Raw genomic sequence first — 22,719 nt, forward strand, 5'->3', positions numbered from 1 at the left:
GCTGGTCACGTGGAGCGTGCCGCTCGAATCAGCCCGCTGACGCCTCCAGTCCGAAGGGTTTATTCGCGCTGTCGGCAACGTTTCTGCAAGAACCACCATGTCCGAGAAACCAGCCTCGATGTACCGGGATATCGACAAGCCCGCGTACACGCGACGGGAGTACATCACAGGCATTCCCGGCTCGAAGATCGCACAGCACAAGATGGGCGCGAAGGACGCAGACCCCGAGGACTACCCAGTGCAGATCTCACTCGTCGTCGAGGAGAGCCTGCAGATCCGCCACGGGTCGCTCGAAGCCGCCCGGCTCTCGGCGAACCGACACCTGATCAAGGAACTCGGCGAGAACAACTACAAGATGATCCTCCGGAAGTTCCCCCACCAGGTGCTTCGGGAGAACAAACAGGCGACCGGCGCGGGCGCAGACCGTGTCTCTGACGGAATGCGACAGGCGTTCGGCAAAATCGTCGGCACTGCGGCCCGGATTCAGGAGGGCGAGCGACTCTTTACCGCCTACTGTGACGTCGACCAGGCCGAGGCCGTCAAGGAGGCCTACCGCCGCGCGTACAACAAGATCACGCCGCCCTGCCGCATCAAGGTCGAGCGCGGACAGGACCAGCTTATCGCCTGACGGTCGATATCGTTTTGTCGCTGCAGGCTAACTGGCCAGCAGATGCTCCGTCTCGCAGTCACGACCGACGCCGAAACGTACGAGCGGATGCAGGCCCCCCTCGACGAGCGAGCGATTGCGGTCGACCACGTCGACCCCTCCGAACGAACGATCGATCTCTCCGAGGGGGCGGGCGCGTTCGACGCTGGTGAGCGCTTCGACGTGGGCTTTGTCTTCCCGCCACGGATTGCCGAAGGAGGCGTCGTGGATGGAGTGCTCGACATCCCGTGGGTGAACGGCCGCGAGGCGGTACTTCGCTCCCGGCACAAGGGCGAGACACTCGCTCGTCTCTCGCGTGCAGGGTTGCCAGTCCCCGAGACGGTCGTCGTTTCGGACCCGGCCGACGACGCGGAACTCAGGGCCGCATTCGAGCGATTCGACCCGCCAGTGGTGGTCAAGCCCAACGCGACGACGCGTGGTGTCGGCGTCGCGAAGGCTCACGACCTGGACTCGTTTCTCGGAATCTGTGACTATCTCGACCTTGTTCACGACTACCGCGCGACGGGCGACCAGTCGTTTCTGGTTCAGGAGTATCTCCCAGACGCCCGCGACTATCGCGTGATGCTCATCGAGGGGACCTTCGTCGGTGCCGTCGAGCGACGACTTCCCGGCGAGGCGCTCGAAGCGGGACAGTGGAAACACAACGTCCACTTGGGCGCCGAGGCGGAGGGCGTTGATTTGAACGAAGAGTTACGTGACCTCGCAGAGCGCGCCGCACAGACGCTCGACATCCCGTGGCTGGGTGTGGATCTGCTCGTGACTGATGACCGGGCGGTTATCAACGAGACCAACGCCCGGCCGACAATCGACTCGGCGACGAAGTACGAACCCGGATTCTGGGACGACGTGGCTGCGCTGATCCGCGCGCAGTGTTAAGGGGTTCCCGAAAACGTGTTCCCGCTGATCAGATGTCGATGCTCGTCGACTCGTCGGTTCGGTCGAAAGTGACTTCGAGAACGCCGTTGTTGTAGGTCGCACTCGCCGAGTGCTCGTCGACTGGGCTGGGTAGCGTGATGCGCTCCTGATACTCACGATCCTCGGCTGTCGCCTGCAGGCTGAGTGTCGTGCCGTCACACTGCAGGTCGATGTCCGATTTCTCGACGCCCGGGATATCCGCGACCACCCGCAGTTCGTCCTCTGTCTCGTGGATGTCGGTGTGGACGCTCTGCCCACCCGTCCCACGTCGCTCACTCGTGTTGTGTTCGACGTGAAACTCCGTATCGTGGCCCATCATATCGTTCATCATCCGCTCTATCTCCTCGAAGAACTCGTCGAACGGGTCGTCGCGGTCGTCGTCTCTCATACACACTGGTAGTGGCGAACGACCCAAAAACCTTCGCAGTATCAGACCACCAACACCCACGGCTTTTATATACGAATCGTCTACACGACGTATGAGCGAACGCACAGAGCGAATTGCACTCCCGTGTCCGGCCTGTTCGCCGGACGTGGAACTGGTTCACGAGATACTCAGCCCCGGCGGGCAGGCGACGGTACGGTGTACGGAGTGTGGGCACGTGCGTAAGACGGAACTTCCGGAACCGAGTACGGTCGAGCGAAAGGTCGTCGTCTCACAGGGTGAGGAATCGTTCTCGACGTCAGTCGAAGCGCCCGCCGAGGAGCAACTCTCTGTTGGCGAGGAATTTCTGGTCGAAACCGACGAGGCGATCATGACTGTCCGGATCACCAGTCTCGAACTGGCCGAGGGACGGACGGATGAGGCCCCGACCGACGACGTGAAGACGATCTGGACGCGTGCAGTCGGCAACGTCAGCGTCAACGTCACCGCACATCCCAAATCCGGCGCGCACGACGAGACGTACTCGTTTACGCTCCAGGTTCCCGGCGATTACGAGTTCGTCGTCGACGAGGAGGACGAACTCAGTGGGGAGAACTTCACCGTCGAGGGGATCTATCTTCGCGACGATGCGACGGGCTACGAGTACGACAAACTCGATTACACCGGAGACACCGCCGTCGCGAAGGACATCAAGCGACTCTACGTGCGAGACGAGTCGACTACGGCGTGGTCGGCCTGGTAACATGAACTGCGAGGACGAACGTGAGGCGCTAGTCTCGCAACTCCAGACCCGGGAGAATCTGAGTCCAGAGACGGCCGCAGCGTTGCGAGCGGTTCCGCGCCACGAGTTCGTCGACGAACCGCGACAGGACAGCGCCTACGAGGACAGGCCGCTCCCGATCGGCAACGGGCAGACGATAAGCGCGCCGCACATGGTCGCGATAATGACGGATCTACTCGAATTACAGCCCGGAATGCGTGTCCTCGAGATTGGAACCGGATGTGGCTATCACGCGGCTGTCACTGCCGAGATCGTCGGCCCGGAGCACGTCTACAGTGTGGAGTACGAACCGGAACTCGCAGACCAGGCGCGCGAGACTCTCGAACAGATGGGGTACGGGGGAATCTCGGTTCGTACTGGCGACGGTCGCGAGGGATGGCCCGAACACGCACCATTCGACCGCGTGTATCTCACCTGTGCGGCGAGTGAGTTCCCATCGGCCGTCGCCGACCAGGTTCGAACGGGCGGTGTCGTGCTCGGGCCCATCGGAAGCCATCGACAGACGCTCGTCCGGGGGAAAAAGCGATCCGACGGCTCGCTCGACCGGGAGAAACACGGCGGCGTCAGATTCGTGCCACTACGATAGCACACCGTGGCGATTGTAGTCAGCGACTGAACGTATCATTCATTACCGTCGACCCCAACTCTGTAACATGGATCCGGCGGTCTTGCGAGCGGATATGGTCGACAGCCTCGAACACGAGAGCAAAGGCTGTGTCCACAGTGAGGCGCTGTCGGCCGCGATGCGGGAAGTCCCGCGCCACGCCTTCCTTGACGACGAGCGGGCCGCCTACGCCGACCGCCCATTCGAGCATCTCGGGACGCGCGTCCTCGCACCGAGTACGGTCGGTCGACTCCTCGAAGCACTCGACGCACGCGACGGCGACGAGGTACTCGTGGTCGGTGCTGGCGTCGGATACACCGTCGCCGTTCTCGCAGAGCGCGTCGGCGCGCGCAACGTGCAGGCCGTCGATATCACTCGCCGACTCGTCTACGAGGCGCGCGACAACCTCGCGACAGCGGGCTACGGTGAAGTCCTGGTCGACTGTCGAGACGGTGTCACGGGCTTTCCCGAATACGCACCCTACGACCGCATCCTGCTCGAAGCCGCCGCCATCAGCCCACCCCAGCGACTCCTCGACCAGCTCGCGCCGGATGGCCGACTCGTGATGCCCCTCGGCGGCCCGACACAATCACTCGCCGCCGTCAGCCCCGATGGGACCGTCGAGAAACACGGCGGCTGTGCCTTCGCGCCGATGCTCGTCGAAGGCGAGCAGGCCGACACCGTCGAGCGAAACCGAACTCGCCGTGAGGACCGGGAGTTCGCCGAGCGAGCCGCACAGCGCCGCAAGGGCTGGGAACTCGACTGGATCGACTGGGACTGACGACCTCACCACTTCTCTCGTGTCGTTCAGCCCCGGATCACGAGCACGTCCGTGTTCTCGCGCTTGTCGGCGTATTCACCTCCGGGTGGCCTGATATCGAGTTTGACCGTCCCCTCCTGCTGGTTCGGCCCGAGTTCCGGGTCGAGTTCGAGCGTCGCGACTCCGTCGTGGCCCGTCTCGGCGGTCGCTATCGACTCCAATCGAGCCGTGCCGCTCTTTGCGACGATGGTCGCGTTTGCGATTGCCGTCCCGTCCGGGTCGACGACGTTGACGTCAACGCTCGTCGGCTCCGGTTCGATTATCTCCGGTTGTGGCTGGGTCTCGAGTTCCGTCACGCCGAGCGTGTCCATCCCGTCGATGACGCTCATCATCACTGCGAGACTCGCCACGCCGACGACGAGTGCGATGACGAGTCTGATCGGTAACCCTTCGATGGCTCGTTCGTCATGTCTGAGTTCGCCTAACGACATGGGGGCTCTGGCCCCGGTATCCAACTTAAACCTTCACCGGCTCCGTCGCTGGTGTGTCCACAGAGAGCATGGAGAACTTCCCGGTGAGCAAGCCCAGCAGGAGGCCGACGAAGTGTGCGATAAGCGCGACGCCGGGGCTGGCAGTCGCGGCGGTCAACAGGGCAGCGATGACGACGAAGGCAACGAACTGCACCCGTCGTGAGACGGACAGCGCCGCGCCCACTCGTGAGGAGAGACGATTGCTCGCGAGCAGGTAGCCGAGCAGCGCGAACACGCCACCGCTCGCGCCGAGTACCCCCGCTGTCGCCGCGAACTCCACAAGTGGAAGCTCTGCGAGCAGGCTGCTCAGGAGGATCTGTGAGACGCCAGTGGCTGCTCCTGTGAGGAGGAAAAACGCGTGAAAGCGCGGTCGGGTGGTTGACCGAGCAATCGGCCAGCCGAAGATGAGGAGTGCAACCCCGTTCGAGACCAGATGGCTGAGGTTCGCGTGAGCGTACACGCTCGTGAACACCGTCCACGGCCGGTCCAGAAGCGGGGCAGAGAGGACAAAGAGCCCACCGACCAGGCCGGTGACCGCCGTCACGAACTGGAGCAGAAACACCAGCACGAAGACTGCAAGCAACTCGAATACCGGCTGTCCTGACCGCTCGACCATGTCTCTGATTTGGCCGTCGGACACTTACGATTCTTGGTCCGCCTCCTGTCCCGTCAGCGAGCGCGGCAGCACTCGCCAGAAGCTACACCCTTTTGGGTACTGACCGGCTATGTCAGGTGATGAGTCGAACGCGCATCGCCCTGTTGAACGCGGCACACGAGGGGGCAGAGACTCGACGGAACTTCCGTCGGGAGGCCGACGCCAGTCTCGTGGAGTATCACGCACCCGAGCGCGACCTGCCCGAGACGTTCGCGTTCGACGGCGTCATCCTGACTGGCTCGCGTGCCTCGGTCTACTGGGACGAGCCGTGGATCACGGAACTCAAAGGCTGGGTCGGTGACGCTATCGAGGCCGGTCTCCCATTTCTCGGCGTCTGTTACGGCCACCAACTGCTCGCAGACGTGCTCGGCGGGGGCGTCGAAGCCATGGACGAATACGAGATTGGCTACCGTACGGTGACCCACAGCGGTGAGTCGCCGCTGTTCGACGGCATCGACCCGGAGTTCACTGCCTTCACCACCCACTCCGATCGGGTGAGTCGGCTGCCGCCGGGAGCGACCGAAATCGCGAGAAACGACTACGGGATCCACGGCTTCCAGAAGGGCGATGTCTTCGCGGTGCAGTTCCACCCCGAGTACGATACGGAGACTGCAGAGAGCGTGACACGCGGCAAAGACCTGCCCGACGAGAAGATGGAGCGAGCGCTTGCCGGTATCACGGAGGACAACTACGCGGCCGCATGCGAGGCAAAGCAGGTCTTCGAGAACTTCGTCCAGTACGTCGAGACGCAGTCCGATGTCGGTGACGCCGAGGCGGGCCTCTCGGCCGACGACTGAACTGTTCAGTGTGGGTTCCTGCGAAACACTTTCGCGTACTATGACCGTCTATCTCGACATGTCAACGACAATCGACACCCCTGCGGCGGACGAATCGTGCGCGTACTGTAACTCCCAGATTTTCGACCACGACCCGCTCTGTGTGCGCGACTGTACCGACGATTGTGGGTCGCCGACCTACTTTTGTAACTACGCCTGTCTGTCGGCGCATATCGCGGAACACGACCTGACGACCGGCGATTCCTGTACGTGGTCTCCGGAGTAGGGGTTCGTGGAACCGAATCACGCCGAGACGATTCCTGTGATCGGTTGTCGCCGTTTCGAGTGATTTCTCTCACCTAATGATTTGCGAAATTGGCGGTATATCGGCCCGTTCTGCGATATTTGCCGTGAATTCGTCGATTCTATCTCGTTACGAGTGTCTCGCTTGCGACTTCCGCCCCATCTGAAGTCGTAGACGGCCCTGTGGAGGCGAAAGGTATATTCCTCCGTTTCGCAATATTTGCGAGTACCGAAATGAGTGAGATAGAGCCGGGGGTGGATATCTCGACGCGGGAGTACGAGCGACTCCGTCGTGGGACCGAAACACACCGCGAGGAACTCATCGTCCGACTGTGTGGTGAGGTAGGGCTTCGTGCGGCCGAAATCGTCAGACTCACGCCCGCAGACGTGTCCGGGACGGGCGCAGACGACCGGAGCCGGTCCTTTCTGACTGTTCGGGAGGGTGACGGCGGGGAACGGACTTCATATCTCCCCTCGTCGGTCGCACACGAGTTCTGGCAGTACGTCCGCTCGAACGGCATCGACACCGATCAGGCGGTCATCAGTGTGACGAGTCGGCGCGTTCAGATGCTCGTCCGCGAGGTGGGCGAACGGGCCGCCGCGCAGACGGGATTGGCGACGCTCCAGTCGGTCACTCCATCGACACTCAGGCGATATTTCGCGAGACAGTTGCTGGCCGAACACGGTGTCGACGCGCGGGTCGTCGCCGCAGTCGGCGGGTGGGAGGGGGTCGACGGGCTACTCAGGTCTGCAGACGAGCCGACACGCGAGGAGATTGCGGCGTCGTTCGAGCAACTGGACCGGACTGAGGCACAACCCGGCCGCCTCTCTCGGCTGATCGACGCGTTCGAGGCCGTCGAGGAGACGATTATCGCCGCTGGAAACCGCGAAGCTATCGAACGGGCCGCCTGTGAGGAACTGACCTCCGAAGTGTATCAAGGTGCGTGGCTGACCGAGCGCGACCGAAACGGCTCGATAACCGTCCGGACACACGCGGGCGAACAGCCGGACCGATTCGACGTGCCAGGGGAAACCGGCATCGTCAGACGGGCGCTTCAGACCGGACAGACTCTTGTGACGCCCGACAGTCCCGGTCTGAGCGAGCGCTACGACGGACGGGGGTTGCTCGCTGCTGCCCCGCTGACACACGGTGAAACCAGCTACGGGACACTGGTCGTGCAGGCTCGCACCGATGCTGCGTTCGAGGACGCCGAGCGAACGGCGCTGACTGCACTCGGACGGCGACTCGCCGCGACCATCACCGCAACCGAGCGCAAACAGTTGCTCTTTGGAAGCACCGTCCTCGAACTGGACTTCGCCTATCAGGACCGCAACGGAACGTTGATCGACATCGCCGCTCGACTCGATTGCCGTCTGTCGATCGAAGGTATCGTCCCGGACGGTGACGGATCGCTCCTTTGCTTCGTCGAGGTGCGGGGGGCGACTGCGGAGCGCACACTTGAAGTGATGGCTGACGCCGAGGCTGTGACCAAGACGCGCCTGATCCGACAGCAGGACGACGGAGGGACACTCGAAGTGTGTCTGGAGCGCGGATCACCGGCGAACGTGCTCGCCCAGCGGGGGGCCACAGTCACCGATCTCCAGATCGAATCGGATGAGGCACAACTCGTGTGTGAAGTCTCGCCCGATACCGACGTTCGGTCGCTCGGTGAGGCGCTGAAACGACAGTATCCGTCGGTTCGCCTCCAGCGAAAGCGAGAACAGCCACGGACGACCAGAACGCCCGACGTGCGCGACTCCGTGTCGGAGCGTCTCACCGACAAACAGCGGGCAGTTCTCGAAACTGCCTATCACGCTGGCTACTTCGAGTGGCCACGGGCCAGCACCGCAGAGGATCTCGCCGACTCGATGGGGGTCGCGTCACCGACACTTCACAACCACCTCAGGAAAGCTCAGAAGACGTTGCTTGCGTCCTTGCTCGAAGACGAGTAGGTTCTGGGACGGACAGCGACGTGACGCGAAACGGTGGCAGAGACAGACGACCGTTTGGAAAATGACGGCCATTTGGGATAGCTAGAGCTAGGGATTAAGAGACCACTCTGTGGATCTACTGATGCTATGTCAGATGACGAAATCGACGTCGAGCTTGAGGCACGGCTCGAAGAACAGGAAGAGTTCGAGCCACCGGAAGCCTTCGTCGAACAGGCGAACGTGTCGGATCCGGCGATCTACGACGACTTCGAGGAAAACTGGCCCGACGAGTGGGAACGGGCGGCGGACCTTCTCGACTGGGAGGAGGAGTGGGATCAGGTACTCGACGACTCGAACGAACCGTTCTACGAGTGGTTCGTCGACGGCAAACTCAACGCCGCGGAGAACTGTATCGACCGCCATCTCGACGAGCGCGGCGACGAGGCAGCCATCGAGTGGGTCGGGGAACTCGGGGAGACGCGTACGTACACGTATCGTGACCTCCACCGAGAAGTAAACGAGTTTGCCGCCGCGTTGCGCGAGCAGGGCGTCGAGGAGGACGACGTCGTCTCGATGTACATGCCGATGATCCCCGAACTGCCGATTGCGATGCTCGCGTGTGCTCGCATCGGCGCGCCACACGCCGTCGTGTTCGCGGGCTTTTCGGCAGACGCGCTCGCCGAGCGGATGAACGCCGCGAACTCCGAGTATCTCGTCACCGTCGACGGCTACTACCGGCGTGGCGACCCGCTCCAGCACCTCGAAAAGGCCCGCGAGGGACTCGACAAGGTCGAGCAGGACGCGACCACAATCGTCGTCGACAGGCTGGGAGACGACTCGGAAATCGACCCGCTCCCCGAGGAGCGCGATTACGACGAACTCGTCGAGGCACACAGCGGCGAGACGGTCGACCCAGTCACCCGCGACGCCGAGGACATGCTGTTTTTGATGTACACCTCGGGAACCACCGGCAAGCCAAAGGGCGTGAAACACACCACCGGTGGCTATCTCTCGTATGCCGCCTGGACTAGCCACGCAGTACTCGATGTCAAACCCGAGGACACCTACTGGTGTTCGGCGGACATCGGCTGGATCACCGGGCACTCCTACATTGTCTACGGCCCGCTCGCGCTGGGAACGACGACGGTGATGTACGAGGGGACGCCGGATTACCCCGACAAGGACCGCCTCTGGGAAATCGTCGAGGACTACGACGTGACGCAACTGTACACCGCCCCGACCGCGATTCGTGCGTTCATGAAGTGGGGCACGGAGTACCCAGAGCAACACGACCTGTCGAGTCTGCGTCTGCTCGGCACTGTCGGGGAACCGATCAACCCGCGGGCTTGGAAGTGGTACTACAAACACATCGGCAACGAGGAGTGCCCGGTCGTCGACACGTGGTGGCAGACCGAAACTGGCGGGATGATGATCACGACCCTGCCGGGCATCTCGAACATGAAACCCGGCTCTGCAGGGCCGCCGCTCCCGGGAATCAGTGCGGATGTCATCGACCCCTCGGGCGACCCTGTCGAGGCCGGTCGTGCGGGCCATCTGGTCATCAACAAGCCCTGGCCCGGCATGCTGCGAACGCTCTACAAGAACGACGAGCGCTTCATCGACGAGTACTGGGACGAGTACTCCATCCCCGAGCGTGACCAGTGGGTGTACTTCCCCGAGGACGGCGCGAAGATCGACGACGACGGCTACATCACCGTTCTCGGCCGCGTCGACGACGTGCTGAACGTCTCCGGACACCGCCTCGGCACGATGGAGATCGAATCGGCTATCGTCGGTGTCGAAGGCGTCGCCGAGGCCGCCGTCGTCGGTGGCGACCACGAGGTCAAAGGCGAGGCGGTCTACGCCTACGTCATCACCGAGGACGGACAGGAGGAAAGCGACGCGCTGCGCGACGAGATAATCGAGGCAGTCGAGGACGCGATCGGTCCGATCGCCCGGCCAGAGCAGATCATCTTCACACCTGAACTGCCGAAGACTCGCTCGGGCAAGATCATGCGTCGCCTCCTCGAAGACATCGCCGACGGCAACGAACTCGGCAACACGAGCACGCTGCGGAACCCCGACGTCGTCCACGACATCCAGCAGAAAGTTCACGGCGACTGACGTTCCGCGGGGCTGACTGATACTCACCCCCTGCGACGGTCATCCGGTGGCGACTGACAGCACCACTAACTGATTTCACGTCAGCGAAACCAGCACGATGAGCGAAACACACGCAGAATCTGAAACCACTGAGTCAGACCCGGCAGTCGACGAGCAGGCCGCCAGCGCGGCGGTTACGGACGGCGGTGAGACGATGACTGAGGATGATGCACCGGCGGCTGAGAGTATGAGCGACGTCGAGCGCGAGCGAGAGATCGACTACCTCGACGTTGAGATAAACCTCCTTCGCCCGGCAACGCCGTTCATGCGAGACCACCTGAAGGTAATCTGGATCGGCGCCATCGTCTGGACGTGTACGACCTTCGGCCCGATCACGCTGACTCGTCTCGCGCCGGACGTGATGACCTCGACGATGCCGATGATCGGCTTCCCGCTGCACTACTTTTTGATCGCCATCGGAAGCCCGTCTGCGGCGCTGTTGCTGTCGGTGTGGTACGCCCGCAAGCGCGACCAGATCGACAGAAAGTACGGCATCGAACAGGGCGTCTCGGGCGGGACGGCGACCGCCGAGACGGCAGACGAGAGCGTGGCGGCCACTGACGGGGGTACTCGCGAATGAACGCGGCGCTGCTCGCGAGCGGCGTCGTCCTGGAGTCGGAAGCGCTGCTCCCAGAGGGACTCGACATCTCCTTTAAGCTTCTCCCGGCGATCATCGTCATCGCGATGATGGCGCTGTTTCTGGCCGTCGGACTCGTCTTCAAGGTCGCCGACACCGACGACATGTGGGTCGCTGGCCGCTCGATCGGGAACGTCGAAAACGGCATGGCGATCGGTGCGAACTGGATGTCAGCCGCCTCGTATCTCGGGATGGCTGCACTGATCGCGACGGCTGGCGTCTACGGGCTGGCGTTCACCGTCGGCTGGACGACCGGATATTTCATCCTGCTAATCTTTCTCGCCGCACAGATGCGCCGGTTCGGGAAGTACACCGCGCCGGATTTCGTCGGCGACCGCTTCAACTCCGACGCCGCACGCGCAATCGCGGCCGTGACGACGTTTCTGATCGGCTTCGTCTACGCCATCGGACAGGCCCGCGGGATGGGGCTGGTCGGGATGTACATGCTCGGTGACCTCGGCGTCCCGGGCCTGACTGCCTACCAGTCGATGATGGTGCTGTTCATGGTCGTCACCGTCGGCTATCTGGCGCTGTCGGGGATGCTTGGCGCGACCAAGAACATGGCGCTGCAGTATATCATCTTGATCGCGGCGTTTCTGATCGGCCTGCTCGCGACTGGCTGGGCGGCCGGGTTCTCGACTGTGCTCCCGCAACTTGAGTACGGACAACTGATCAGCGAACTGGGCAACGAGTTCTCGGCGCCCTTCGCGGGCGGGAGCTACTACCTCTGGGTCGCGACGTGTTTCTCGCTGGTGTTTGGCACCTGCGGGCTTCCGCACGTGCTGGTGCGGTTTTACACCGTCGAGAACGAGCGCATCGCGCGCTGGTCGTGTACCTGGGGGCTGTTTTTCATCTGCCTGTTGTATCTGAGTGCGCCCGCGTTCGCCGCCTTCGGCACGCATCTGTACACCGAGAACGTCGCGCCGACCTACGGTGACCCGGGCATGACTGACGCGGCGGGCGACGTGATCGTCGTGTTGGCGGCCCAGTTGGCCAATCTGCCGACGTGGCTCGTCGGCCTCGTCGCGGCGGGTGGCATCGCCGCTGCAGTTGCGACGACCGCCGGACTGTTCATTGCGGGTTCGTCGGCCATCTCACACGACATCTACGCGAACATCATCAACCCCGAAGCGACTCAACGCCAACAGATGGTCGTCGGTCGTCTGAGCATCGTCGCGCTCGGCGCGCTCACGACACTCGCTGCGCTCGACCCCCAGCAGCCTATCGCCGCGCTTGTCAGCTACGCGTTCTCGTTGGCCGCGACCGTGCTGTTCCCGATGTTTTTCGTCGGGCTGTGGTGGGAAAACGCCAACCGGCAGGGCGCGCTCACGGGCATGGTACTCGGACTCGTCCTGTGGTTCATCCCGATGATAAACGAGGGCAACTTCGGCATCGTCAACGGTGGCGAGGGGATCGGCATCGAATTCCTCACCCAGTGGATGCCAGCCACCGGGTCGGCGCTCATCGCGATGCCGGTCGTGATCGTCACCATGGTGGTCGTTTCGATTGTCACCGACGAACCGCCGGAGAAGACGAAGATGATGGTGCGGCAGTGTCACAGCCCTGAGCCGATGAGCCAGGACGCGACCGCCGCCGAAGTCGTCGAACGGAAACTGAACGCCAGAGACGCCGCGACCGACGGCGGTCAGTCTGCCGACACCGATCGGACGCGCACCGATGGCGGTCAGTCCGTTGACGCCGATCGGACGCGCACTGACGGCGGTCAGCCGACTGGCGAGCAACAGGATGACGACGACCGAGTGACTACGGACAACGATACAGTGGAGACCTGACCATGTACGAACGCATACTCGTCCCGACCGATGGAAGCGACGTCGCCGAGGCGGCAGTCGACCACGCGCTCGACCTCGCGACGAAGTACGACGCCGAACTGCACGCGCTCTTCGTCGCCGATACTGACGCAATCGCCTACAGTCTCGGCGCCGAACAGGTCGACCGGATCCAGCAGGGGAACTTTGCTGGCATGACCGAACTCCGTGAGAAGGCGGAGGCGGCGACCGGCCACGTCGCCGACCTCGCTGACATGGAGGGGATCGAGGCCGTCGAGCACCACGCCGGTGGCCGCCCTCACGACATGATCGCGGACTACGCCGAAGACAACGACATCGACCTCATCGTGATGGGAAGTCACGGCCGTTCGGGCGTCCGCCGGGCCTTGTTGGGGAGTGTCACCGAGCGGACGCTCCGCTCGACGCACGTCCCCGTCCTCGTGGTCGACGCACAGGGAGCGGAGTCGTAGTCTCGCCTACTCTCGCATGACACCCTCACCACCATCAAGTCGACGAGAACGCCGATGACCCTCGCGGACCGCCTCCAGCAGCACGTCCGCGAACACCGGTCGGGGATGCTGTACGACCTGATGTTCGCCGTCGTCTGGGTCGGTCTGGTCTCGATTCTGTTCGACGTCGTCTTCGTCGGCGCGCCGACGTGGGCGCGGTACATGTTCCTCATCGCTGGGATTCCCGCGTACTTCGGCTTTTTCTGGTCACTCGAACTCGCCAGACAGGTGGAGTAGGTCACTCCGCCGTCGACTCGGCGTAGCGCTGTCGGAGCCGAACACAGAGGAGACTCGCGAGACCGAAGATGACCGGGAACGCGACGGAGCCGAGCGACCCCGACGTCACCGCCGGATACGCGGTCGCACCTGCAAGTACCGCAAACAACAGAGCGAGCAGTCCGGTGATCGGAACTCCGTACGTCTCACCGAACCCCGCCCTTTCGCTGTCGCCGTCAGTCATCACGCCGTGAGATGGGTATCCAGCGGATGTAAAGGCTCTCCCCCGAGTCATGTCTAATACCGTCACCGGTCGACGGAAGCGGACGAGGAGTGAGAAGGATACTGTGAGCAGTGCTAACTTACTTTACTACTAGGTTATCATCTATTATATTCAAGTAATTAGAGTAATGCTAAACATTACTATCCGATTAACGGTGTTTGCCGTTGTTCTGACGGTTGCACTCTCGATGATGGCTGCTCCCGCCGTGGCCGCACCGGGTGACAAGGTCACCGTCACCGACCCCGACCAAATGGATGGGAACGAAAAGAAGTGGGTAATGCCTGGTGACAACGTTCAGTTCCCAGATTCCTTCTTTGATGAAAAAATAGGGCCGGGTAACACTGCAGCAAACGATGCAGCACCTGAAGACCGGTTCCTCAAGGCCAAGAAGGCATTTGACGGAAAAGTATCGTTCCCTGACAGCTTCTTCGATGGTAACGATGACGAAGAATTCCAAGATGGTAGCGACCCCGTCCTGGCCCCCTGACACGGCCGGAACTGTATCGTCACTATTCTAGGTGGTGAGTCCGAATACTGCTTTTTCGCCTCTGTGCTGAGTTATAAATTCCACCCGCTCATACGCCACAGAGTGCAACACTCGCGCTCTGTATTGGGCAGGACTTCGGAAACCTGCCATCGATTGAGGGCTTCGACAGAGTACGAAACTCGAACGAATGACTGGAACGAGAAAGCGCGAGTCGACAAAAATTCAAGAGGACCCTAATCGCTTCGAGCACAGAGAAAACGAGAAGAACGGGGGTCCGGAATCAGGGTTCAGTCGGTTCGCTCGACGTCCAGTTGCTCTTCTAGGTCTTCGACCCAGTCCTCGTCCGCGAGTTGTTCCATCTGCTCGCGGAAGTGGGTCTTGCAGACGCCGACGCGAACCCCGTCCTTCTCGACGGTGATCTCCGCGTCCGAGTCACAGTAGTGGCATTCCATACCGAGTTCTACGCGGCCAACTACATTGAACCCTGCGACTCCGCCCCGAGTTGCCGGTTTCGGAAGTGACGTCATCGGAGTTGAGCCACGAATCGCTCAGATTCTCCCACACCGAGGCCAGCACGCCCGAGTTGACGGTCATGGGCGTCGCTTCCGCCGACCCTGAGCAGGTCGAACTCGTCGACGGCCCGGTCGAGGATGGATTCGTCGACGGTGTGGTCGTACGGATAGTAGTACTCGACCGCGTCGAGTCTGTCACAGTATTCGAGCGCCTGCTCGGGGTCGCCGTATCGAAACGGGTGCGCGAGTGTGACCACAGAACACGCCTCCGAGAGCACTTCGACACCAGTCTCGAAGGAGGGTATCTCTCGCGGCACGTAACAGGTGCAGTCGTTCCCGATAAGGGAATCGAACGCCTCCTGGTAGCCGTAGGGGGCGTCGCTTTCGGCGATTGATCTGGCGATATGCGGTCGTCCGACCCCTGACTCGACCGGGAGGTCCAGTTTCACACCGGTTCGGCGTTCGACGCAGTCGATAATTTCGTGAGCGCGCTCGATTCGATTCGTCTGCAGGCGGTCGGCGAGCCTCTCCAGTCGTGGCGTGCGCTTCAGTCCGTAGCCGAGCAGGTCGACTCGCTGCCGTTCCGTCGCCACGCGCAACTCGATGCCGTGGACGACGGTGACGTCAGTGGTGTCTCCTGACGGAGTTGCCCCGTGGTCGCTCACTGGCTCCTGTAGCTCCGGGTGGGGTCTATCGTGGTCCGTTATCGCGACCACCTCCAGCCCGGCCTGCCGTGCAGCCGCTGGCACCTCCGATACCGTCAGTGTCCCGTCCGAGGCTGTCGTGTGCACGTGCAGGTCTGCGACGACCATACCGCCCCTTCGCCACGGAGGCGCTTGTGCCCTCCGACCGCGTGTGCCTTATACACATCCCCTCACCTATACCGATACTACATTATTGATTGTGAAGAACTCGTCCTAGAACAATTTATAATGAAAGATAGTTACATTTATACCCGTCCACGGTAACGTCGGGATATGAGGTTCACAAGAGAGGCAGTCGAGTCGTTCGAGACCCACACCTTCCCGACCACGACCGGGCAACTCATCGACGCACACGGGAACGTGGAGATTCAGTTCCCGAACGGGTCGACGACGCTCGGGGAAGTGCTGGGTCGTCTGCCCGGTGAGGAGTTGGAAACTCAGGAGGACGCTATGATGACCATCTACGGGGTGCTCGGGGAGGAGGCAATCGGCCGGAAGGGGTACAGTGACCGCGACCCGACCTGTCCCGGCGAGGAGGGACACGAGCCAGTGTCGTTGTAGCGTACAGTCGAAAACGGGGAACTTCTCAGACGAGAACTCGTTCCAGAGCCACGACGACACCTGTATCTGCGTCGGGGTCACCGACGAGTTCACCGAGACAGACCGCGGAGCCGTCGGGCGTGTAACAGACGACCGGGTCTCCGCGTGTCGGTTCACGCCCTCCGAGTTCTGCCGGTGCAGTCCCGATGACGCCCGGCGCGTACACGGGTGCGCCGTGTGCGACTTCGTCTACGGCACTCGGTGCGATCTGTACCTGTGGGATGGTCCGGAGCGCGTGCTCCGCAGGCTGGACAATCTCCCGGAGCGGTCTCTCGTCGCCGTCCTCCACCCAGAACGCGAGTGCGTCGGCCAACTCCTCCATCGTCACGAGCGTCGTGTCGTCGAACGTCCCCGTCATCGTCCGGCGGAGGTCCCCCATGTGTGCGCCCGTCCCGAGCGCGAGGCCGATATCGTGACAGAGCTTCCGGATGTAGGTCCCGGCTTCACAGCGAACACGAAGCAAGGCGCGCCGGTCCTCGCGTTCGAGGACGTCCAGATCGAACACCGTCCGTGTTCGCAGCCGCCGTGCGACCGCGCTCTTTCGCGGCGGCTTCTGGTAGAGTTCCCCCTCGAATTCGGCGACGATAGCTGCGAAATCTGACGGCGCGGGGCCTTGCAGTTCGAGCACGGCGACGTACTCCTTTTCGCTCTCGTCGAAGACCTGCGCGAGTCTGGTCGCGTCACCGAGCAGTAGGGGCAGGGACCCAGTCACCTTCGGATCCAGCGTTCCCGTGTGTGCAACCCGCTCTGCGCGGCGGTCGCTTCCTGCCTCCGCGAGCGCGTCGTCGACCATGTCGCCCACCCAGTCTGCGACCTGATGTGCCGAGGGTCCGGGCGGTTTGTCGAGGTTGACGACGCCGAAGGTGAGCAGTTCAGCGGGCGAGCGCTCACCGGGAGGGGAACGGGCGACCATCTCACTCGAACTCGTAGTCGACGCCGGTGACGGGCGTCTGTCCCTCGTCGTCGGCTTCGTCGTAGGAGGTGACGGCGGTCACCGCGAGTGACTGGACGTCCTCGGGACTCCAGCGGGCGGTGTTGACGACGAGGTCGTATATGGACAGGTCGTCGATGTCGATGCCGTAGTACTGCTCGTACCGCAGCGCCTCGCTTTCGGCACGTGCCTGTGTCTCCTCGCGAGCCTGCTCGGTCGGCTTGTCCTCACGGTCTGCGATCCGGGCTGCGCGAACCGACAGCGGCGCGTCGAGCCAGATGCGGATATCGGCGTAGTCGCCAGCCATCCACCCGGCGAGTCGCGATTCGAGCACGAGGTCGTCGCTGTCACGAGCGAGCGAGCGAAGACGGCGATCGAGGTCGCGGTCGATCTGGTCGTCTTCCTCCGCCAGTCGGTTCAGTTCGAGCGGCGTCAGACCGCGCTCGTCTGCAATCTCTCTGAAGATGTCTCCCCCGGAGACGTGTTCGTAGGAGAGTCGGTCCGAAAGGGCCCCCGCGAGCGTGCTCTTGCCGCTCCCGGCGGGGCCGGAGACGGTTATCAACATACCATACCTGCGTGTGTCGCGCTAAAAGAGGTTACGTGTCCGGGTCGGCGGACCGAGAAGGGCGACGTTACCGGAACGTCAGGACGGTGAGGTCTGCACGTTCAGCGATTTCCGCATGATCTGGGTGAAGGCCAGCGAGCAGATGAAATACCAGACGAGCCACGCTTCCATCGGTCCGACCAGTCCCGCCTGCCAGTCGCTGATCTCACCGACGAAGGGCATCACGATGACCGTCGAGGAGGCCGTTACGCCCAAGTCGCGCACGACCCAGTACATCCAGAGGAAGACCGGGATGGTCAACAGCATGATCCAGACCATCGGTCGGATCTGGGCTTTGAACATCCCGAGATTCTCCGACATCATCTCCATTTGCTCCTCCTGGATACGTTCGAGCTCCTCGTCGTCACCGCGCTCTTTCGCTCGCTTGCGGCGCTCTTTCAGCTCCTCGCTTTTCTCCTTGTAATCGCCCATCACCTCCATGTTCATGAGGTTGTCCTGGATGATCGAGGAGAACAGCCCCGTGAGCAGGGCCAACACGAGGATGACGAGATAGAAGGGGAGAAACGCCTCGATGGGGCCAAAGACGATGTCGACCGTCCCGGCAATCACGGCACGGGCCGAGGGAAGCCAGTAGCCGACGAAGATACCGAGCACGGTCAGTCCGGCCATCTTGTCGTAGGTCGTCCACGAGGTGTCCTGGTCGCTGTCACTCGTTGGATCGGCTTCCCCGAGCGCTTCGCGCACGGCGTCGGGGTCGTTTACGACGAACCCTTCGCCGCCAGCGTCCACGAGCAGCCCTTTCTCGATGAGGCGACCCCACTCGCCGGTCGTCAGTTCGTCGCTCACGTCGCTCCACGTGACCGTTCCTTCCTCCTCGGCCACGTCGAGCACCGCGACGAGAGCGTCTGTCATGTGTTCGCCCTCGTCGGCGAGGTCGTCTACTTTCTGTGCGGTACGCGGCATTACTGATAGGTACTGTCGCGCGTGCTAATGAAGCTTTTACTCCTCCTGTCCCGATTCCGGTCGCTTGCGCCCGCTGCTTGGTCAGTCATCGATGTGTGCGTCGATCGCTTTCTTGATCTCGTCCCACACGTCCTCGGGGTGCTGTTCGCCGTCGATTTCGACAAAGCCCTCGTAGTCGCGGTAGTGTTCGACGACCGGCGCGGTGGTGTCCTCGAACACGTCGAGTCGGCGCTCGACCGCCTCGCGGCTATCGTCGTCGCGCTGTTCCAGTCGCTCCTGGACTTCCTCGTCGTCGGGCATGTTGAACTCGGTGTGGTAGATGTCGCCCGTCTCGGGGTCGACGCGGCGGCCGGTCAGCCGCCGGATCAGTTCCTCGCGGCTCACGTCGAGCGAGAGGACCATATCCAGATCGGTCATCTCTTCGAGTTCGGTCGCCTGTTCGAGGTTTCGCGGGTAGCCATCGAGTATGAACCCGTCGGCCGCAGACAGCGCCTCCGCGACGATTTCGTTGACCACAACGTCCGGGACGAGTTCGCCAGCCTCCATGTACGCCCGTGGCGTGTCGTGTTCAGTGTCGAGATAGCTGATGTCCATGTCCTTGTTCGACCGAAGCGCATCACCCGTCGTGATGTGCTCGACGCCGTACTCTTCCTCGATGTTGCTACTCTGGGTCCCTTTGCCTGCCCCTGGCGGTCCGATGATTACGATCTGTGGTGTTGCCATATCTCGGAGTTTTACGTCACCAGTTAAATGGCTGTCCAAACGGATCCCACATCACAAGCGCTTACTGTCGACTCGTCCAATCTCCGCGTAATGGACCATCTCCTCGTCCGTGCAGCACGCGGAGAACACACCGAACGCCCTCCAGTCTGGCTGATGCGACAGGCCGGGCGACACATCCCAGAGTATCGCGAGATCCGGGAGGAGTACAGCTTTCTCGAAGCCATCAAGACGCCCGAGATTGCCGAGGAGATAACTATGCTCCCGTGGAAGTACTACCGCCCCGACGGGCTGGTGATGTTCTCGGACATTCTGACCGTGCTCGAACCGCTCGGCTTCTCCTATCACATCGAGAGCGGTGTCGGCCCCGTCGTCGAAAACCCCGTCTCCGGTCCCGACGACGTCGACCGGTCACACGGCGACGTGGCGCAGGAACTCGACTACGTCGGTGAGTTGCTCGTCGGTCTGAACCGACGGATCGGCGACGACACCGCGATCATCGGCTTCGCCGGTGGCCCCTTCACCCTCGCGTCGTATGCCGTCGCAGGTGGCCCGAGTCGGACGAACATGCCCCTCCGGAAGTTGCGCGCTCGTCATCCCGAGGCGTTCCGGACGCTGCTTGCTTCGTTTGCGGACGTGGTGCGGGACTACCTCGAATTCCAGATCGGTAACGGTGCCGACGCCGTCCAGTTGTTCGACACCTACGCGGGGACGCTGACCGAAGCGGACTACCGTGAGTTTCTGCTCCCACTGCACCGGGAGATTCTCGACGACCTGAACGCCCCCTCGATCATCTTCGTTCGGCGGATGGGCGGCCGACTGGACCTGCTCAGAGAGAGCGGGGCAGACGTCATCGGACTCGACTGGACCGTCGAGATGGGCGAGGCCCGCGACCAACTCGGTGGCCTGCCCGTGCAGGGCAACCTCGACCCGTCGTATCTGTTCGGCGACCCCGACTTTGTCCGCGAGCGAACCCGGGAGATAATCGACGCGGCCGGACCCGACGGTCACATTCTGAACCTCGGCCACGGCGTCAACAAGGACACGCCGGTCGAATCCGTCGAAGCCTTCGTCGAGACGGCCAAATCGGTCGAGCGATAACGCGGAGATGGACGTCACTATCCGGTTGCTCGGGATGCTTGCTGTCCTGCTGTTCGGGACTGGACTGCGCCGCAGCGGAATTCTCGACCGGCGTCGGACTGCGACGCTCAACGCGGTCACGTACTACGTGGCGCTCCCGGCACTGGTCTTCACGGCGATGTACGACCAGAACATCGTCGCTATCCTCACCCCCCAACTGTTCGGTGGCGTGGTCGGCGTTCTCTTACTGACGGCAGGAACCGCGTACGTGATCACCACCCGCTGGAACTCCCCGGACCGAAAAAGCGTCGCACTCGTGCAGTCCTACCACTCGAATCTCGGCTATCTTGGGCTTCCGCTCGTCGCTGCGACGTTCGACGCCGACGTGACTGCAATCGCGAGCGTCATTCTCGGTATCGGGTCGCTCGTGCAGGTTCCGATCACGGTGACTCTGTTGACGACGATTACCGGCGCGGACACGCGATGGGCGGCCCGAGTCGTGGAACTGGTCAAAAACCCAGTCCTGCTGACGCTGATCGCTGGCATCGTGGTCGGAACTGCTGGCATCGAAGTCGCTTCGCCAGTCACCGCCGGTCTCGACGTGATCGCCGCGCTCGCGTTTCCGCTCGCGCTGCTCGTCGTCGGGGCCTCGCTCCAGTCGAGCGCAGCGTCCATCGACTATCGGGAGAGCGGAACCGTCGTCGCGCTCAAACTCGCCGTCATGCCCGCGTTCGCCTGGGTCGTGTTCTCGATGCTGCAGGTCGGAACACCGACGTTCACCGCGGTGGTCGTGATGCTCGGGATGCCGACTGCCGTCTCCACCTACGTGTTCTCGGCCGAACTCGGCGGCGACCGAAACTTCGCCTCGCTCAACGTCTTTCTCACGACGCTCGTCTCGGTGGCGACGCTGTTCGTGCTGATTACCCTCGTCACGGCGTAGCGGACTGCCCGTCTCGGATGTTCACAGGTCGGCCAGCCGTTCTGCTACCTCGCGCGCTTCGCACACTCTGCTCGGGATGCCCATGCGTGCGGTGTAGTTCGTCGCGACGTGGATCCCCGGCGGCGTCTCGAAGGCGTCGAGATTTGCCCACGAGCGGTCGTACGCCGGGAACCACCGCGCTCTGGTCTCGACGTTGAGCACTCGTGCGTTTGCCCCCATCACCTGCTCGAACTCGCTTGCCGCTATCTCGCCGATTTCCTCGTCTGTCCGGTCGATCATCTCGGGTTCGTGCATGCCGCCGAGAAAGACGGTGTACAGCCCATCGCGGTCGAACATGCTCGCGTTCCAGGACGCACCGAGCGTGTGCAACGATTCGTCCAGCGCGACCTGATAGCCAAAGCCCTTGCGGTCGGCGTCGGATTCGAGATGCACGAGCGCGAGCGGGTTGTAGGTGAGTTCTGCGAGTCCGTCCGCACCCTCCGCGACGCCAGAGAGCAGATCCGCGGTGACAAAGGCTGGCGTCGTCACGACGACGTGGTTGACCTCGTGCGCCCCGTCCGGCGTTTCCACGACGTATCCGGGACTGTCCTCGTCAGAGCCGTCAACCGACGAACTGTCCGGTCGACGAATGTCGGTGACGGGCGTGTCGAGGTGGACCCGTGACCTGTACTGCTCGTAGATACCCCGGGGCAGTTGTTGATTGCCGTCCTCGAACGAGAGCGGCGGTGCCGAACTCCCCCCAGCGACGCGCTTGCGGAACGCCCGCAGGAGACTCCCCTCCTCCTGTTCGCGTTCGAGCAAGCCAGACAGCGCATACGCCGCTGGCATCTCGGCCGGGTCTGAGCCGTAGATGCCGCCGTACAGCGGCCCGATGAAGCGCTCGTATGCCTCCCGGCCGAACTTCCGGGTGAACAGTTCCGCGGCCGTCTCCTCGGGCATCCCCGCTCTCGTCAGCGGTTCGGCCAGCATCCGGAGCTTTCCGCGCCAGGAGAGCAGACTCGTCCGGAGAAAGATATCCGTCTCCATCGGCGCTTCTCGGAGTTTCCCCCGCGAGTAGACGAACAGCGCTCCGTCTTCGGCCTCGATGGCGTCGGCTTCGAGTCCGGCCGCCTCGATGAGTTCGTCGACGCCGGGCGTGCGGCGCATCCGCTGTGGCCCGACTTCGACGGTGTGGCCCTCGACCGTTCGGGAGCGGATCACGCCGCCCGGCTGGTCCTCGCTCTCGAAGGTGACGCTCTCGATGTCCCGCTTCGCGAGGTGGTGTGTCAGGGCGAGTCCGGTGATCCCGCCGCCGACGATTGCGACGTCCAT

The 22,719-nt window shown here is 62.7% G+C and carries 28 protein-coding genes; 17 read left to right on the plus strand and 11 right to left on the minus strand.

The annotated features are described in order from the left end of the window. Positions 1-97: 97 nt before the first annotated feature. Both ACMGFL_RS05630 and ACMGFL_RS05635 read left to right on the plus strand, forming a co-directional pair. Entirely contained in the window at positions 98-628 is a 531-nt protein-coding gene (locus ACMGFL_RS05630) for a 50S ribosomal protein L16 (RefSeq protein ID WP_436934557.1), read from the plus strand. Between the two features lie 42 nt (positions 629-670). After that, on the plus strand, positions 671-1,543 hold the full coding sequence (locus ACMGFL_RS05635; protein WP_436934558.1) for an ATP-grasp domain-containing protein: 873 nt from the start codon (positions 671-673) through the stop codon (positions 1,541-1,543). Between the two features lie 28 nt (positions 1,544-1,571). On the opposite strand, the gene ACMGFL_RS05640 is transcribed toward ACMGFL_RS05635, so the two are convergent. Beyond that, on the minus strand, positions 1,572-1,970 hold the full coding sequence (locus ACMGFL_RS05640) for an Hsp20/alpha crystallin family protein (RefSeq protein ID WP_436934559.1): 399 nt from the start codon (positions 1,968-1,970) through the stop codon (positions 1,572-1,574). 91 nt (positions 1,971-2,061) lie between these two features. Here ACMGFL_RS05640 and ACMGFL_RS05645 point away from each other — a divergent pair, with 91 nt between their 5' ends. The 3 genes from ACMGFL_RS05645 (at position 2,062) to ACMGFL_RS05655 (ending at position 4,133) form a co-directional block, all read left to right on the plus strand. Further along, positions 2,062-2,709, plus strand: coding sequence for an HVO_0476 family zinc finger protein (locus tag ACMGFL_RS05645; RefSeq protein ID WP_436934560.1), 648 nt, complete (start codon positions 2,062-2,064; stop codon positions 2,707-2,709). 1 nt (position 2,710) lies between these two features. Then, positions 2,711-3,334 carry a protein-L-isoaspartate(D-aspartate) O-methyltransferase gene (locus ACMGFL_RS05650; protein WP_436934561.1) on the plus strand — a complete coding sequence of 208 codons (624 nt, stop codon included), beginning with the start codon at positions 2,711-2,713 and terminating at the stop codon, positions 3,332-3,334. Positions 3,335-3,401: 67 nt separating this feature from the next. After that, complete coding sequence (locus tag ACMGFL_RS05655) at positions 3,402-4,133, plus strand: protein-L-isoaspartate O-methyltransferase family protein (RefSeq protein WP_436934562.1); 732 nt, start codon at positions 3,402-3,404, stop codon at positions 4,131-4,133. A 26-nt stretch (positions 4,134-4,159) separates the two neighbouring features. On the opposite strand, the gene ACMGFL_RS05660 is transcribed toward ACMGFL_RS05655, so the two are convergent. Both ACMGFL_RS05660 and ACMGFL_RS05665 read right to left on the minus strand, forming a co-directional pair. Beyond that, positions 4,160-4,603 carry a DUF7382 domain-containing protein gene (locus ACMGFL_RS05660; protein ID WP_436934563.1) on the minus strand — a complete coding sequence of 148 codons (444 nt, stop codon included), beginning with the start codon at positions 4,601-4,603 and terminating at the stop codon, positions 4,160-4,162. A 25-nt stretch (positions 4,604-4,628) separates the two neighbouring features. Beyond that, on the minus strand, positions 4,629-5,258 hold the full coding sequence (locus tag ACMGFL_RS05665; RefSeq protein WP_436934564.1) for a rhomboid family intramembrane serine protease: 630 nt from the start codon (positions 5,256-5,258) through the stop codon (positions 4,629-4,631). 119 nt (positions 5,259-5,377) lie between these two features. Between ACMGFL_RS05665 and ACMGFL_RS05670 the strand changes: the two genes are divergently transcribed. The 8 genes from ACMGFL_RS05670 to ACMGFL_RS05705 all read left to right on the plus strand — a co-directional run bounded on the left by ACMGFL_RS05670 (position 5,378) and on the right by ACMGFL_RS05705 (position 13,644). Next, entirely contained in the window at positions 5,378-6,094 is a 717-nt protein-coding gene (locus ACMGFL_RS05670; RefSeq protein ID WP_436934565.1) for a type 1 glutamine amidotransferase, read from the plus strand. A 58-nt stretch (positions 6,095-6,152) separates the two neighbouring features. Beyond that, a complete protein-coding gene (locus ACMGFL_RS05675) occupies positions 6,153-6,359 on the plus strand; it encodes a hypothetical protein (RefSeq protein ID WP_436934566.1) in 207 nt (68 codons plus the stop codon). A gap of 251 nt (positions 6,360-6,610) precedes the next feature. Continuing rightward, on the plus strand, positions 6,611-8,329 hold the full coding sequence (locus ACMGFL_RS05680) for a bacterio-opsin activator domain-containing protein (protein ID WP_436934567.1): 1,719 nt from the start codon (positions 6,611-6,613) through the stop codon (positions 8,327-8,329). 126 nt (positions 8,330-8,455) lie between these two features. After that, positions 8,456-10,432 (plus strand): acetate--CoA ligase, encoded by a 1,977-nt coding sequence (gene acs / locus ACMGFL_RS05685; protein ID WP_436934568.1) that lies wholly within the window; start codon positions 8,456-8,458, stop codon positions 10,430-10,432. Between the two features lie 193 nt (positions 10,433-10,625). Then, positions 10,626-11,051 carry a DUF4212 domain-containing protein gene (locus ACMGFL_RS05690; protein WP_436936421.1) on the plus strand — a complete coding sequence of 142 codons (426 nt, stop codon included), beginning with the start codon at positions 10,626-10,628 and terminating at the stop codon, positions 11,049-11,051. Then, a complete protein-coding gene (locus tag ACMGFL_RS05695; protein ID WP_436934569.1) occupies positions 11,048-12,901 on the plus strand; it encodes a VC_2705 family sodium/solute symporter in 1,854 nt (617 codons plus the stop codon). Before ACMGFL_RS05690 ends, ACMGFL_RS05695 begins: the two co-directional genes overlap by 4 nt. A gap of 2 nt (positions 12,902-12,903) precedes the next feature. Further along, positions 12,904-13,368: a universal stress protein gene (locus ACMGFL_RS05700; RefSeq protein ID WP_436934570.1), complete on the plus strand. Its 465-nt coding sequence runs from the start codon at positions 12,904-12,906 to the stop codon at positions 13,366-13,368. Between the two features lie 54 nt (positions 13,369-13,422). After that, positions 13,423-13,644, plus strand: coding sequence for a DUF8119 family protein (locus ACMGFL_RS05705; protein WP_436934571.1), 222 nt, complete (start codon positions 13,423-13,425; stop codon positions 13,642-13,644). Between the two features lies 1 nt (position 13,645). Here ACMGFL_RS05705 and ACMGFL_RS05710 read toward each other — a convergent pair whose 3' ends face one another. Next, complete coding sequence (locus ACMGFL_RS05710) at positions 13,646-13,867, minus strand: hypothetical protein (RefSeq protein ID WP_436934572.1); 222 nt, start codon at positions 13,865-13,867, stop codon at positions 13,646-13,648. Between the two features lie 166 nt (positions 13,868-14,033). Here ACMGFL_RS05710 and ACMGFL_RS05715 point away from each other — a divergent pair, with 166 nt between their 5' ends. Beyond that, entirely contained in the window at positions 14,034-14,393 is a 360-nt protein-coding gene (locus ACMGFL_RS05715) for a hypothetical protein (RefSeq protein ID WP_436934573.1), read from the plus strand. A 287-nt stretch (positions 14,394-14,680) separates the two neighbouring features. Here ACMGFL_RS05715 and ACMGFL_RS05720 read toward each other — a convergent pair whose 3' ends face one another. Together ACMGFL_RS05720 and ACMGFL_RS05725 are read right to left on the minus strand one after the other, a co-directional pair. Next, positions 14,681-14,845: a DUF6757 family protein gene (locus tag ACMGFL_RS05720; protein WP_436934574.1), complete on the minus strand. Its 165-nt coding sequence runs from the start codon at positions 14,843-14,845 to the stop codon at positions 14,681-14,683. A 71-nt stretch (positions 14,846-14,916) separates the two neighbouring features. Continuing rightward, the gene (locus tag ACMGFL_RS05725) at positions 14,917-15,717 is read right to left on the minus strand and encodes a PHP domain-containing protein (protein WP_436934575.1); all 801 of its coding nucleotides are present in this window, start codon (positions 15,715-15,717) and stop codon (positions 14,917-14,919) included. Between the two features lie 165 nt (positions 15,718-15,882). Between ACMGFL_RS05725 and ACMGFL_RS05730 the strand changes: the two genes are divergently transcribed. After that, a complete protein-coding gene (locus ACMGFL_RS05730; RefSeq protein ID WP_436934576.1) occupies positions 15,883-16,170 on the plus strand; it encodes a DUF5789 family protein in 288 nt (95 codons plus the stop codon). Positions 16,171-16,195: 25 nt separating this feature from the next. On the opposite strand, the gene ACMGFL_RS05735 is transcribed toward ACMGFL_RS05730, so the two are convergent. The 4 genes from ACMGFL_RS05735 to ACMGFL_RS05750 all read right to left on the minus strand — a co-directional run bounded on the left by ACMGFL_RS05735 (position 16,196) and on the right by ACMGFL_RS05750 (position 19,391). Then, the gene (locus tag ACMGFL_RS05735; RefSeq protein ID WP_436934577.1) at positions 16,196-17,122 is read right to left on the minus strand and encodes an RNA-guided pseudouridylation complex pseudouridine synthase subunit Cbf5; all 927 of its coding nucleotides are present in this window, start codon (positions 17,120-17,122) and stop codon (positions 16,196-16,198) included. A 1-nt stretch (position 17,123) separates the two neighbouring features. Further along, on the minus strand, positions 17,124-17,705 hold the full coding sequence (gene cmk, locus ACMGFL_RS05740) for a (d)CMP kinase (RefSeq protein WP_436934578.1): 582 nt from the start codon (positions 17,703-17,705) through the stop codon (positions 17,124-17,126). Positions 17,706-17,783: 78 nt separating this feature from the next. Next, positions 17,784-18,668 (minus strand): DUF106 domain-containing protein, encoded by an 885-nt coding sequence (locus ACMGFL_RS05745; protein WP_436934579.1) that lies wholly within the window; start codon positions 18,666-18,668, stop codon positions 17,784-17,786. Between the two features lie 81 nt (positions 18,669-18,749). Then, on the minus strand, positions 18,750-19,391 hold the full coding sequence (locus tag ACMGFL_RS05750; protein ID WP_436934580.1) for an adenylate kinase: 642 nt from the start codon (positions 19,389-19,391) through the stop codon (positions 18,750-18,752). Between the two features lie 90 nt (positions 19,392-19,481). Between ACMGFL_RS05750 and hemE the strand changes: the two genes are divergently transcribed. Together hemE and ACMGFL_RS05760 are read left to right on the plus strand one after the other, a co-directional pair. Further along, entirely contained in the window at positions 19,482-20,489 is a 1,008-nt protein-coding gene (gene hemE / locus ACMGFL_RS05755) for a uroporphyrinogen decarboxylase (protein WP_436934581.1), read from the plus strand. Between the two features lie 7 nt (positions 20,490-20,496). Further along, the gene (locus tag ACMGFL_RS05760) at positions 20,497-21,408 is read left to right on the plus strand and encodes an AEC family transporter (RefSeq protein ID WP_436934582.1); all 912 of its coding nucleotides are present in this window, start codon (positions 20,497-20,499) and stop codon (positions 21,406-21,408) included. A 21-nt stretch (positions 21,409-21,429) separates the two neighbouring features. Here the strand turns inward: ACMGFL_RS05760 and hemG are convergent, their stop codons facing one another. Further along, positions 21,430-22,719, minus strand: a complete 1,290-nt coding sequence (gene hemG, locus ACMGFL_RS05765; protein WP_436934583.1) for a protoporphyrinogen oxidase — start codon at positions 22,717-22,719, stop codon at positions 21,430-21,432.

The sequence above is a fragment of the Halovenus marina genome (genome assembly GCF_051414115.1).
GTDB lineage: Archaea > Halobacteriota > Halobacteria > Halobacteriales > Haloarculaceae > Halovenus > Halovenus marina.